The organism is Spirosoma rhododendri (genome assembly GCF_012849055.1).
Taxonomy (GTDB): domain Bacteria; phylum Bacteroidota; class Bacteroidia; order Cytophagales; family Spirosomataceae; genus Spirosoma; species Spirosoma rhododendri.
Genome location: NZ_CP051677.1, coordinates 2264368 through 2277430, shown reverse-complemented (window position 1 = coordinate 2277430; position 13063 = coordinate 2264368). Strand labels below are relative to the sequence as shown.

Below are 13063 nucleotides of genomic sequence, written 5' to 3'. Positions count from 1 at the left end.
TCCTTCCCATGAAATTCGTTTATCTTACCCTGCTATTACTCTGGCTGATTCCCGTCACGGTCGCTCAACTGGCATCAGGTTTTATATCAGCCAGTCCAATACCACCCGTCAATGCCCAGCCGCGAATCCGTTTTATGCTACAGACGAACGACGCATCAGTTACCGTTGAAGTCGACGCCAACGGCACCCTTTCTGGTCTGGTGACGTTGGGGAAGATCGCTGGACGAAGCAACCCTAACCGCGCATGGCCCTGACTGCTATTGCTATCGACGACGAACCGCAGGCACTGGAAGTAATCCGGCTGCATGCTGCCAAGGTCTCTTTCCTGCAACTGGACGCTACGTTTACCGACGCCTTCGAGGCCATTACGTATCTGCAAACGCACCGCGTCGACCTGGTTTTTCTGGATATAAAGATGCCCGATATTTCGGGGGTTGAGGTGGTGAAGTGCCTGCCCCGGAATCCGATGGTGATCTTCACGACGGCATACTCCGATTACGCCGTACAGGGTTTTGAACTCGACGCGGTCGATTACCTGCTGAAGCCGTTTTCACTGGCGCGTTTCCTGAAAGCCTGTACAAAAGCACTCGATAGTCAGACAGCCCGTTCGGACGAAGCCCCGTTTATTTTCGTCAAAACGGGCTATGAAGAAGAGAAAGTTTGGGTGGATGACATTCTGTACCTCGAAGCCGACGGCAACTACCTGTCGTATGTGCTGCCAAACCGGCGGCTCCTTAGTCGGCAAACCATGGCCGACGCCTTGCAGCTACTGCCGCCCAGTCTGTTTTTACGGGTGCATCGGTCATACGCCGTCGCCGTCCGCAAGATTGACAAAATAGCACGTCAGGAAGTGAGCGTTGCCGGTTACACCATTCCCATTGGCGCGTCGTACGAGCATACGCTGACTGACATACGAGCCAGCCTCAATCTGCGCTGACCCACCCAATCCGGCAAAAACCAATATCCCGTCGGTTCTTTACTGCCGATTACCCCTGTCCACAAGTGAACGCAATTCGTCCGTTTGCGGACAAACGGCATACACGTTTCGGTATTTTTCGTTGACTATCAGTCGGTTATGTATTTGGTACGACTTTAGAGCTGTGCAATCTGAGTCTCTTCGTCGTTCCTAATCACTTGACCGATTATGTTCCGAAATCACCTTAAAATCGCAGTCCGGGCACTCTGGAAAAACAAGCTTTTCAGTGGTCTCAACATAGTCGGGCTGGGCGTCGGTATGGCGGCTGTCTGGCTCATGGTTTTGTACGTGGTCAACGAGCGAAGTTATGACCGCTTTCACGCCAACGCCGACCGCATTGTCCGGGTAGTACAACACGCGCAGTGGCAGGGCGGAAACCTCAACATCGCGGCCACGCCAGCCCCCTTCGCGGAAGCCCTGAAACAAGACTACCCGGAGGTTGAAAAGACGGTTCGCTTTAACCAGGAAGGCGGTGGCTTAATTACGGTTGGCGACAAAAAACTGGACGTCCCCGCCATCTTCTTCACCGACCCGACGGTGTTCGATGTGTTCACGTTTCCCTTTCTGTACGGCGATCCGCACACAGCCCTCCGCGGTCCGCAGCGTATCGTGCTGACGAAAAGCGTAGCCGAAAAACTGTTCGGCACTGCCAGCAACGCAGTCGGTAAAGTCATTGAGTTTAGTAATCATTTTCCGAATACCGTAACCGGCGTCATCGAGGACGTACCGACTAATTCGCACCTACAATTCGGCGCCTTGCGTTCCTTGCCCGACAACTACACCAGTGGGTGGCAACAGGCCGAACTATTCACGTATCTGTTGCTGGCCAAGGGCAGTGAACCCGAAAGCCTTTCGGCAAAACTGGGCGGCTTCTTTTCCAAATACCTGAAAAAAGAGATGGGCGACGTAACGTATCGACTGGAGCTACAACCCCTGTCGTCGATTCACCTGCACTCGCATCTGGACTACGAAATCAGTGCAAATGGCAACGCTCGTACGGTTTCTATTTTTGCCGCTGTAGCTGCGCTGATTTTGCTGATTGCCTGCATCAATTATATCAACCTGAACACGGTTCGCGCCCTCAAACGGACACGCGAAGTCGGTGTTCGGAAAGCGGTCGGCTCCTTTCGGCTGCAACTGATCGGGCAGTTCCTGACCGAATCGCTGCTTATGACGCTACTGGCGGGGCTGGTTAGCGCCAGTCTGGTCGTTATGGCGTTACCGTACTTCAACCGGCTCGCCGATAAAGCGTTGTCGCTCGGCAACTGGGCTGACATTATGCTAACGGTTGTTTTGTTTTCGGTGCTCATTGGTACGCTGAGCGGCCTCTATCCCGCCCTGCGGATGTCGGGCTTTCGCCCCGTACCGGCCCTACGTGGTCAGCAGAGTACCCACCAACAACCGGTTAGGCTCCGGCAGGCGCTGGTTGTGTTTCAGTTCGTCGCCACGGTGGCGCTCATCGCCTGCTCCGGGATTGTGTACCGGCAGATGCAGTTTGTCAGACAGGCAGATTTAGGGTTCAACAAAGAACAGGTACTTACCTTTCACATCGACGACGAAGCCGTCCGGCAACGCGTCGACGCGCTCAAAGAAGCCCTGCTCCGCAACCCGCTGATCGAAAGCGCTGCTGCGGCCAGCAATCCGATCGGCAACAATAATATCGGCGGCTCGGGTATGTTTTTCGAGCAACAGGGTGCGTTTGGGGCCAATGCGCAGCTGGTTCAGAAATTTCTCGTCGACCCGGACTATCTGACGACGCTGGAAATCGGTCTGGTGAGCGGCCGTAATTTTTCCGAGTCCTTTAAAAGCGACGCATCGAACGCCGTGCTGATCAATCAGACGCTGGCCCGGCAGCTTGGCCCTCGGCCGGTTGGCAAACGGGTCCGCTACGTCATCGATCAGGCCAACCACACCGCCGAAGCCCGCATCGTTGGCGTGGTCAAGGACTTTCACACCTATTCGCTACAGCATAAAGTCGAGCCACTGGTGTTGCAAATGCCCACAGCCTCCGACAAAGACAATCTGTACGTTCGTATTCGCGCGGGCAACGTATCGGCAGCTCTGGCGTACATCCAGACCGTTTACCGAACGTTTTCCCCCACGGCCACGCTCGATTTTCACTTTCTGGACGAAAATTTCTCGAAGCAGTATCAGGCGGAGCAGAAGCAGGGCGACGTGCTATTGACGTTTACGGTACTGGCTGTATTCATCGCCTGCCTGGGGCTGTTCGGGTTGGTAGCCTTTGCGGCCGAACAGCGTACCAAGGAGATTGGCGTTCGGAAAGTACTGGGCGCGTCAGTCGCCAGCATTGTCGGGCTGCTGTCCCGCGATTTTCTCAAGCTGGTCCTGATCGCCGTCATTATCGCGTCGCCCCTCGCCTGGTACGCCATGCATCGGTGGCTTCAAAACTTTGCCTACAAGATTGACCTGGCCTGGTGGCTATTCGCACTGGCTGGTCTACTGACTACGGGCATCGCTTTACTCACGGTGAGTTTTCAAAGTATCCGGGCCGCGCTGGTCAATCCAGTTAAATCGCTTCGTTCCGAATAAATCCAACACCACCATATTCCGAAACTACCTCAAAATCGCGCTGCGCACGTTGCGTAAAAATCGGGTCTTCTCGTTTATCAATATCGCGGGGCTGGCACTAGGTATGGCTGCTTTCGTGCTGATTCTGGAGTACGTTGCCTACGAGCGCAGCTACAATCAGTTCCATAAGAATCTGCCCACCCTTTACCGGCTGCTCACGCAAAATCAGGCGGGCGATGTGTGGTCAGATATGTCGCCCCCCATCGGACCAATTGCTAAGGAGAAATTCCCGGAAGTGCGCAGTTTCTGCCGCATCGCCGAACACTCCGCCAACGGTATCGTCAGCTTTCCCGGTGGTCGGTCGTTACAGTCGTTCCGGGAGGACAAACTGGCCTACGCTGACGCCAGCTTCTTCTCACTGTTCACCTTTCCACTGGTAAGCGGGACCGCTGCTTCGGCACTTTCCCAGCCCAATACGGTTGCCCTGTCGCAGTCTCGTGCCCGGATGTACTTCGGCAACCGGAATCCAATCGGGCAGGTGCTGACGCTGAATAATCAGTTTGGCAAAACGCTCTACACCGTTACCGCCGTTTACGCCGACATGCCCCCCAATTCGGACCTGTCGTTCGACGGCGTGTTTTCGCTGCAAACGCTGAATAATCCGGCCAATCTGGGCGGCAACGACTGGGCCAGACTAGATAGTTTTTACGGTACCTACCTGACAACGTTTCTCCAGTTAACCGAAGCCACACCGCCGGGCAAGCCAACCGATTTTAAAGCACTAGAGGGCAAAATCAACGACGTTGCCAAACAGATCAACCCGACTGGCGAAAACCGGTTTTTGCTACAGCCCGCCACCACGCTGCACCTGGCAACGTCGTTGAGCGATGTTTACCAGACCAGCGGCAGTCTGGGTTTCGTGTATTTGCTCAGCGGTATTGCCGGGCTTATTCTGCTGATCGCCTGGTTTAATTACATCAACCTGTCGACGGCGGGGGCCCTGAAACGGGCAAAAGAAGTAGGCGTGCGAAAGGTTATCGGTGCCGGACCGGGTCAGCTTGCCGGACAGTTTCTGGGTGAGTCGCTGCTGCTGAACGGGTTAGGCGTTGGGCTGGCGCTACTGCTGGTTGGTATGCTGCAACCAGCGTTCAACGAATTCATCCAGAAAAAGCTGTCACTTGGCGTACTCAACACCGGCGGCTTCTGGCTGGCGGGGCTGGGTCTGGTGCTGGCCGGTGCTGTCGCGTCGGGGGGTATGTAGCCTTTACGATGACATCCTTCCAGCCCATTCAAACGCTGAAAGGCACCTATCGGGGTGGCAACGGCGGCTGGCTGCGTAAAACCCTGGTTGTGGCGCAGTTCAGTGCATCGGTAGCGCTGGTCATTGCCACGCTGGTTCTGCACCGGCAGCTTCAGTACATGCAAAACAAGGACCTTGGTGTGCGGCTGACACAGCGGCTCGTCATCAAAGGGCCACAGGTAGCACAGAATGGTTCGTTCAAGGCCGGCACGGCGGTTCTCAGCGACGAACTCAGCCGACTCCCGTACGTGAAAAGCTTCTGTCAGACGAGTATCATACCGGGCAACTTCTACAATTTCACCGCCAACGGCATTACCAGGCAAAACCCCCGACCCGGCGACGATAAGCAGACCTATTCAATGGGAATCGTTGATGATCGGTTTATAAACACCTACGAAATTAAACTGGCGGCAGGCCGGAATTTTACGGTGCAGGAAGCCGAGTCGGGCTACGAGAAAAGCGCCAAGGTAATGGTCAACGAAACGGGCGCGCGGCAGTTGGGCTTTGCGTCGGCAGAGAAGGCCGTGGGACAGCACATCAACTGGGGGCAGCCGTTTGAGATCGTCGGCGTACTAAGCGATTACCACCATCAGGGACTGCAACGAGCCATTGAACCCGTCGTCTTCCTGCCGCGCCGGTCGGTCAGTGACCTAACGGTTCAGCTGACCACCGATCAGGTACAGGATAAACTGGCCACACTGGAGCAACTCTACAAAGCCGCTTATCCGGGCAATCCGTTCGAGTTTTACTTTGCCGACGAAAACTACAACCGGCAGTACCGGAGCGAACAGCAGTACGGGCAGGTATTTACCGCCGGGGCGGCCCTGGCTATTTTCATCGCCTGCCTGGGCCTGTTCGGCCTCGCAACGTTTACGACCGAGCAGCGTACCAAAGAAATTGGTGTGCGGAAAGTGCTGGGGGCATCCGTAACGAGTATTGTCGCCCTGCTCTCCAAAGACTTCCTCAAGCTGGTTTTGATCGCCATCGTCATCGCGTCGCCACTCGCGTACTATGCCATGAATCGCTGGCTTTCCGACTTCGCTTACCGCATCGATATCTCGTGGTGGGTGTTTGCGCTGGCGGGCTTGCTGGCCGTCAGCATCGCCCTGCTGACAGTAAGTTTTCAGAGTATCCGGGCCGCGCTGGTCAACCCGGTGAAGAGTCTAAGAAGCGAGTAATCAGCTATCAGATCTATTTTCAGATGGCCATCACTATAGTTCTATCCTAACTCGAATACATATAACTAACTGCTCGTATGCTTCGAAGCTATTTCCAACTTGCCTTACGAAACCTGTGGCGTAACAAATTATACTCCGCTCTGAACATCGGTGGCCTGGCGTTGGGCATGGCCATCAGCATGCTGATGCTGCTATACGTCATACACGAGTACAACTACGACCGCTTTCACCCAAAGGCGCAGCAGACAGTTCACATGACAATCGAGCAGAAACGCGACGGAATGCAGCTCAACTCGATAGCCGTATCGTTTGCGGTGAGTGATCGGATCAAACGTCAGGTGCCGCAGGTGGAGCAAATGACCCGGTTGATCTCCAGCGACTGGCAGGGGAAAGACATTATTCGTTACCAGAATCAGCAGTTTTTCGTCAAAGACATTCACTACGCCGATTCCTCATTCTTCGACTTTTTCGCATTTCCGATGAAACAGGGCAATGGCCGAATTGCCCTCTCGCAACCTAGCTCAGTTATTCTGACAGCATCACTAGCCCGTAAATTCTTCGGTCAAGCTGATCCGATGGGCAAAACGGTAGTATTCAACAACACGCATCGGCTCACGGTATCCGGTGTCTTGGAGGATTTACCGTCGAACACGGCGTTCACGTTTCCAATGCTGATTTCGACCAGCAGCTTCAAGCAGCTTGCCCCCGCCTGGCGCTGGGAAACGGCGCCCGAAGGCGAGACATATTTCCGGCTAAGCCCGCAAATTACTAGTCAGCAGTTCGCATCATTCCTTAATAAGCACGTCAAGCTTTCCGACGAGCCGAAAGTGAAAGTAACGGCCATTATCGACCCACTAACCGACATGCACATCGGTGGATTTGTCACAAACTCAATGGTCGGTAGCTACGTCCAAACCTTTCTCTGGATCGGTATCAGCGTTTTGTTACTGGCGCTCATCAACTACATGAATCTGACAACGGCACGCGCTACAGCACGGGCTAAAGAAGTCAGTATGCGCAAAGTGCTGGGAGGCAATCAACGTACGCTCATCGGCCAGTTTTTTGTCGAATCGGCTTTCGTCAGCACGCTATCGTTTTGCCTGGGCGTTGGTTTGATGCTTCTGCTCAAAGACCCGTTTCTTAGCCTGATCGACGCCAAAATAGATCAGGCCTTTTCGGTCAGTTCCTTTTCGCTACTGACACTTGCGGGTATTCTGCTAATGAGCATTCTGGTGTCGGGCAGCTATCCGGCGTTTGTGCTGTCCCGCTTTGCTCCGATCGATACCATGAAAGGGCGAATCAACCTGCCCGGTAACCTATCGGTTCGGCAAGTATTGGTCGTCTTTCAGTTCGTCGTGTCGATCACGCTGATCTTTTGCACAGTCGTTGCCCAACAGCAACTCCGGTATATGCAGACCAAAGATTTAGGCTTGAATGTCGATCAGGTGATGGGCATCTCGCTGAGTAAATCGCTGGGCAACCACTACAGCAGTTTCCGGCAGGACATACTAGCGCAAAGCGGAGTCGAACGAATTGCGACCAGCGCAATGGCATTTTACAGCGGTGGCTTCAACGTCTGGTCGGTTAAGACGGCTAAAATTCAAAAGCCTATTACACTAGCTGGCCTGAGCGTCGACAGTTCTTTCGTACCGACGCTCAGGTTACGCTGGAAAAATCCGCCACAGGACGCAGTGGCCGGCCAGTTGTTTATCAATGAAACAGCGGCAAAGGAGCTGGGTATCGCCAGGAACCCACTGGGGCAGGTATTAACTATTAACGATAGACAGCAAGAGGTGCGCGGGGTGGTCGAAGACTTCCACATGAGCTCGGTCAAAGACCCAATTCAACCGACATTGCTGATGGTTGGCCCCGACACCAGCCGGGGCTTTGCGGACTACAACGGTACATTGTACGTCCGCTTCCGAAAAGGCGTCGACCTGCAACAGCAAGTCAAGGCTATTGGCCAAATCGTTCAGAAACACGCACCGGACTCTCCATTCGATCACTACTTCCTCGACGATGCGTTTAACCGTCTCTTTCAGACGGAACAGCGGTTGGCCAACGTGCTGAATGTGTTCACGGCTGCCGGTATTCTGATTGCCTGCCTGGGCCTGTTCGGACTCGTCGCTTTCTCGGCGGAACGTCGAACCAAAGAGATTGGTATCCGCAAGGTGCTAGGCGCGAGTGTCAGCAGTCTGGTGAGTCTGCTATCGAAAGATTTTCTGAAACTCGTTGCACTGGCTATTCTGATCGCCAGCCCACTGGCCTGGTATACGATGGACAATTGGTTGCAGACGTATACCTACAAAATTACCATCGACTGGCGCGTCTTCGCCCTCGTCAGCCTACTAGCTCTGGGCATTGCCTTTCTGACTATCAGCTACCAAAGCATCAAAGCCGCGCTCGTCAATCCTGTCAAATCGCTCAGGAGTGAATAAAGCCGAGCGGATTTACGCGGTCCAATCACGCATATAGACATGAAAAGCTGGATCGGCACGAATACCATCAAAGTCTGTGTCAGCTACCACTTCCTCGGGACTTGCGCTTTTGTTTACCATACGCCATGTGTCGAGTGCCTGGATTGTTTCATCAATCTTCCCCTGTAACGCATATACACAGGCCAAATTAAACCATGCAGCTGCAAAATCAGGTTTGAGGTCAAGAACCTGTTTGTACTTCTCAATGGCCGGCTCGTACTGCCCTGAAGCACTCAGGGCAACGCCCCAGTTAACGAGTGCGTATGCATAATCAGGTTTAAGGGCAAGGGCCTTTTTATACTTCTCGATGGCTAGCTCGTACTGCCCTAACTTACTTAGGGCAGCACCCCAGTTGCCGAGCGCATTGGCAAAATCAGGTTTTAACTGCACAGCCTGCTCGTACAAACGGCATTTTTCTTGGAAATCGCTGCTGTTATAAGCCTGATTAAACAGTGAAGATGCTTCCAGCGATTTAGTCAGTTCGTCTTTCTCTTCGGCCGGCAGAGCGGCTTCGTCAACCTGCTTTTGCATCAGGCCGTAGTAGGCGTTAATTTCCCGTTGCCGTTCTTGGGCTTTCTCCACAATCTGCACCGGTTTGAGCTGGAGTGCCTCGTGCAACTGGAGCATTAGCAGGTCGAAACTCTCAAGTTGAAGAAAAAAATTATTACGGGTGGTGTCGAGCAGATCGCGAACACGCCAGTGCAGTTGGTCAACCGGTTTACGGTCGGTCCAGATGAGCCGGAACGGACTGTGTGGCGTACGACGCTTGGCTTCCAGCAGCTGATTCATAATCGACACATCGGCCCCGCCATAGCCCATCACCACGAGGTTGAAACAGGGCGTTTCGGCCAGGGCATCGGCCAGCTTTTCAGACAAGCGGTTACGAGTTTCATCAATTTCAAACGTTGTATTTCGCATGTCCTGATAACGAAAATCGCCGTGTAGCTTAACGATATTTGGTTTTTTGTCGCGCAGGTTCAGCAAATCGCTCAGGTCAGAGTGGGCGTAAACCTTAACCCGTTCATTAAAAAACAGCATCAGGGCATCGTGCAGCAGGTCGTCAAAATTGGTGGTAAACACGTTCCGTACGTAGCCTTCGTTAATTAGCTGCGCCAGCGTTACATAGCCGTATCCGGTGTCTTTGCCATCAATAACGCGCTCAACAAACCGTTGCCGGTCGCTGGCATTTTCGCTGTACTGCCTGAACCAGTACTCGTACTGCGCATCCCGGTAAAAATCGTCTCTTTTGCCCTCGAAAAACTTCCCCTGTTCCTCGGGGCTCTGCTGCTGAAGCGGCAACGGTAGTTTGCTCGTTCTGATGGTGTCGGAAAGCGCATTAATTTGTTGCCGTAGTTGATCCTGATGCTGCCCGCAAAACGCATCGTACTTAGACCCTAGCTGGTTGGCATCAACGTAGGTGTCGAACTGCTTTTTGTAGTCATTGGCCCTGTCCAGAGGCCAAGTAATCTTGTCAATGATGTGTTGCTGCCGAAACGATTCCATCTTCAGCAGATCAACCAGACCGCCACCCAACGGAATCTGGGAATTGAATGAACAACCCGCGCCAATCAGCAGGCAACAACGCGGCACGTTGGAGTTATCAAATTTTTCGCCAATCAGATTGACAAGCTGAGGTAGGGTAGCCAGTTGGTAGGCCATGTAAGCGCGATTAATTCGGTGTGAACGTAAACTGCCTAAAAATAAGACAAAACCGGCGTTGATGAACCCGGTGAAACGTTTGCGGAGTGAACAAATCGGCCCGGCTCGACCTGATCGTGACGGGCGACAAAGAAAACCTGAACATGCAGGAACGACCATCGGGCAAGCCATAAAAAAACAAGGCCAGCCCAACCGGGCCGGCCTTATATCCTTCTATCCACATTAAAAAAACTAAGCCAGCTCGAAGCGATCCAGCATCATTACTTTGCTCCAGGCAGCCACGAAATCGGTCACGAATTTCTCGTTGGCATCCGAGCTACCGTATACTTCGGCAAGCACACGCAGTTCCGAGTTCGAACCGAACACGAGGTCGGCACGGGTACCCGTCCACTTCTGCTCACCCGTCTTCCGGTCGCGCCCTTCAAACACTTCTTTGTGGTCGGCCGTAGCTTTCCAGCTTGTGTTCATGTCGAGCAGATTCACGAAGAAGTCGTTGGTCAGCACTTCGGGCCGGTCGGTCAGGATACCGAGCTTCGAGCCGTCGAAGTTGGCGTTCAGCGCACGCATACCACCAACCAGCACCGTCAGTTCGGGAGCCGTCAGTGTCAGCAGCTGCGCTTTGTCAATCAGCAGTGACTCGGTCGATACGGTGTATTTTTTCTTTAGGTAGTTACGGAAACCATCGGCGATCGGCTCCAGCACGTCAAACGACTCAGCGTCGGTCTGCTCGGCAGAAGCATCCATCCGGCCGGGGGTAAACGGAACCGTCACCTCGAAACCAGCCGCTTTAGCCGCTTTCTCAACACCAGCACCACCCGCCAGTACAATCAGGTCGGCCAGCGATACTTTCTTGCCACCGCTCTGTGTGCTGTTGAATTCTTCCTGAATGCTTTCCAGCGTACCCAGCACCTTCGCCAGTTGGGTCGGGTTGTTGGCTTCCCAATCTTTCTGCGGAGCTAGGCGGATACGGGCACCGTTGGCACCACCCCGCTTGTCGCTACCCCGGAACGTCGACGCCGACGCCCAGGCAGTAGATACCAGCTCAGAAACGCTCAGACCCGACGCCAGGATGTTAGCTTTCAGACCAGCGACATCGCTGTCATCGACCAGTTCGTGGTTTACGGCTGGAATTGGGTCCTGCCAGATCAGTTCTTCCTGCGGTACATCGGGACCGAGGTAACGGGCGATGGGGCCCATATCGCGGTGCGTCAGTTTGAACCAGGCACGGGCGAACGCATCGGCAAGCTCATCCGGGTTTTCGTAGAAACGACGCGAGATTTTCTCGTAGGCCGGATCAACCCGCAACGACAAATCGGTCGTCAGCATCGTAGGTCGGTGGCTCTTCGTTGCGTCATACGCGTCGGGGATGGTGTTCTCGGCACCTTTGGCTACCCACTGATGGGCACCGCCGGGGCTTTTGGTCAGTTCCCACTCGTACTGGAACAGGTTCTCGAAGTAGTTGTTGCTCCACTGCGTCGGCGTGGTCGTCCAGATCACTTCCAGACCGCTCGTGATCGTGTCGGCACCTTTGCCGGTTCCGAACGAGTTGGCCCAGCCGAAGCCCTGCGACTCCAGATCAGCTGCTTCCGGATCTTCACCAACGTGTTCTGATGGACCTGCACCGTGCGTTTTGCCGAAGCTGTGTCCGCCAGCGATCAACGCTACCGTTTCTTCGTCGTTCATCGCCATCCGGCCAAATGTCTGGCGAATGTCGTGAGCAGCCGCCAGCGGATCGGGGTTACCGTCTGGTCCTTCCGGGTTCACATAGATCAGACCCATGTTGGCAGCCGCGAGGGGTTGCTCCAGGTTACGCTCGTGGATTTTGCCGTTCGGATCTTCGTCTGACACCAGTACGCCATGATCTTCATCAACACCTTCCGAGCCACGGCCATAGCGCATGTTGCTGCCCAGCCACTTGTCTTCCGAACCCCAGTACACGTCCAGTTCTGGCTCCCAAACGTCTTCACGACCACCGGCAAAGCCGAAGGTTTTGAAGCCCATCGACTCCAGCGCGACGTTACCGGTCAGAATAAACAGGTCGGCCCAGGAAATCTTGCGACCGTACTTCTGCTTGATCGGCCACAGCAGCCGGCGTGCTTTGTCGAGGCTGACGTTGTCGGGCCAGCTGTTGAGCGGAGCAAACCGCTGCTGACCAGCACCCGAACCACCCCGGCCATCGCCGATGCGGTACGTACCAGCACTGTGCCAGGCCATCCGAACGAACAGCGGACCGTAGTGACCGTAGTCAGCGGGCCACCAATCCTGCGAATCGGTCATCAGCGCGTGCAGATCCTGCTTTAAAGCGTCCAGATCGAGGGTCTTGAACTCCGCAGCATAATCAAACGACTCGCCCATCGGGTTCGAGCCCGCTGAATTCTGGCGAAGCAGATTAACTTTTAACTGATTAGGCCACCAGTCCTGGTTTTGCGTGCCGTTACCAGCAACGCTGATTTTGCCGGTAGAGCCGTTGGTCTGTGCACCACCATAAACCGGACATTTGCTAATGTCACCTGAATAGTTTTCCATGAAAGCAGAATGGTAATTGTTGCGTGAGACGATACATGCCTGCTCGCTCGCGTTGTTTTACGAGACAAGTTTACTGGTAAAATACATATATATCAAATCGATTTGTTTTATCATTTCATCTACATTATCTATATTCCTTATACGCAGCGTCGACTGTACCGGATAGTATCGCGTAGACTCATCGGGCCATGAAATCACGGCCTGACACCAACTCGGTTCCCGGAGCACACAGCAGGGGTTTCAGCAGCAAAACGATCATTCGTGACAATCGTATCCGCTCTGGTCATACCGGGTTAGCCAGATAGCCGCGTACGACTTCCTCACTCTTTGTGAAGACTATGACGGTAACTGACTCCGTTTGTAAAATTTATCCACATTCACAGTGACAATGTGTTGATAACAAGCTACTTTGTAGCTA

General features: G+C 53.9%; 8 protein-coding genes. 6 read left to right on the top strand and 2 right to left on the bottom strand.

Annotated features, from left to right (window positions below; translation table 11 throughout):
* The first annotated feature begins 8 nt into the window (after positions 1-8).
* The 6 genes from HH216_RS09595 to HH216_RS09575 all read left to right on the top strand — a co-directional run bounded on the left by HH216_RS09595 (position 9) and on the right by HH216_RS09575 (position 8421).
* A complete protein-coding gene (locus tag HH216_RS09595; RefSeq protein ID WP_169550619.1) occupies positions 9-254 on the top strand; it encodes a hypothetical protein in 246 nt (81 codons plus the stop codon).
* The gene (locus HH216_RS09590) at positions 245-937 is read left to right on the top strand and encodes a LytR/AlgR family response regulator transcription factor (RefSeq protein WP_169550618.1); all 693 of its coding nucleotides are present in this window, start codon (positions 245-247) and stop codon (positions 935-937) included. The genes HH216_RS09595 and HH216_RS09590 overlap by 10 nt, the downstream gene beginning before the upstream one ends.
* A gap of 207 nt (positions 938-1144) precedes the next feature.
* Complete coding sequence (locus HH216_RS09585) at positions 1145-3526, top strand: ABC transporter permease (RefSeq protein ID WP_169550617.1); 2382 nt, start codon at positions 1145-1147, stop codon at positions 3524-3526.
* Positions 3527-3575: 49 nt separating this feature from the next.
* The gene (locus tag HH216_RS27050; RefSeq protein WP_332871498.1) at positions 3576-4766 is read left to right on the top strand and encodes an ABC transporter permease; all 1191 of its coding nucleotides are present in this window, start codon (positions 3576-3578) and stop codon (positions 4764-4766) included.
* Between the two features lie 8 nt (positions 4767-4774).
* Entirely contained in the window at positions 4775-5983 is a 1209-nt protein-coding gene (locus HH216_RS27045; RefSeq protein WP_332871497.1) for an ABC transporter permease, read from the top strand.
* A gap of 77 nt (positions 5984-6060) precedes the next feature.
* Positions 6061-8421, top strand: a complete 2361-nt coding sequence (locus tag HH216_RS09575) for an ABC transporter permease (protein WP_169550616.1) — start codon at positions 6061-6063, stop codon at positions 8419-8421.
* Positions 8422-8433: 12 nt separating this feature from the next.
* Here the strand turns inward: HH216_RS09575 and HH216_RS09570 are convergent, their stop codons facing one another.
* Together HH216_RS09570 and katG are read right to left on the bottom strand one after the other, a co-directional pair.
* Positions 8434-10119: a tetratricopeptide repeat protein gene (locus HH216_RS09570; RefSeq protein WP_169550615.1), complete on the bottom strand. Its 1686-nt coding sequence runs from the start codon at positions 10117-10119 to the stop codon at positions 8434-8436.
* Positions 10120-10350: 231 nt separating this feature from the next.
* Complete coding sequence (gene katG / locus HH216_RS09565) at positions 10351-12645, bottom strand: catalase/peroxidase HPI (protein ID WP_169550614.1); 2295 nt, start codon at positions 12643-12645, stop codon at positions 10351-10353.
* Between the last annotated feature and the right edge of the window lie 418 nt (positions 12646-13063).

Coding starts and splice junctions, on each gene's coding strand:
- HH216_RS09595 (WP_169550619.1), top strand. CDS start 9: ATGAAATTCGTTTATCTTACCCTGCTATTACTCTGGCTGATTCCCGTC.
- HH216_RS09590 (WP_169550618.1), top strand. CDS start 245: ATGGCCCTGACTGCTATTGCTATCGACGACGAACCGCAGGCACTGGAA.
- HH216_RS09585 (WP_169550617.1), top strand. CDS start 1,145: ATGTTCCGAAATCACCTTAAAATCGCAGTCCGGGCACTCTGGAAAAAC.
- HH216_RS27045 (WP_332871497.1), top strand. CDS start 4,775: ATGACATCCTTCCAGCCCATTCAAACGCTGAAAGGCACCTATCGGGGT.
- HH216_RS09575 (WP_169550616.1), top strand. CDS start 6,061: ATGCTTCGAAGCTATTTCCAACTTGCCTTACGAAACCTGTGGCGTAAC.
- HH216_RS09570 (WP_169550615.1), bottom strand. CDS start 10,119: ATGGCCTACCAACTGGCTACCCTACCTCAGCTTGTCAATCTGATTGGC.
- katG (WP_169550614.1), bottom strand. CDS start 12,645: ATGGAAAACTATTCAGGTGACATTAGCAAATGTCCGGTTTATGGTGGT.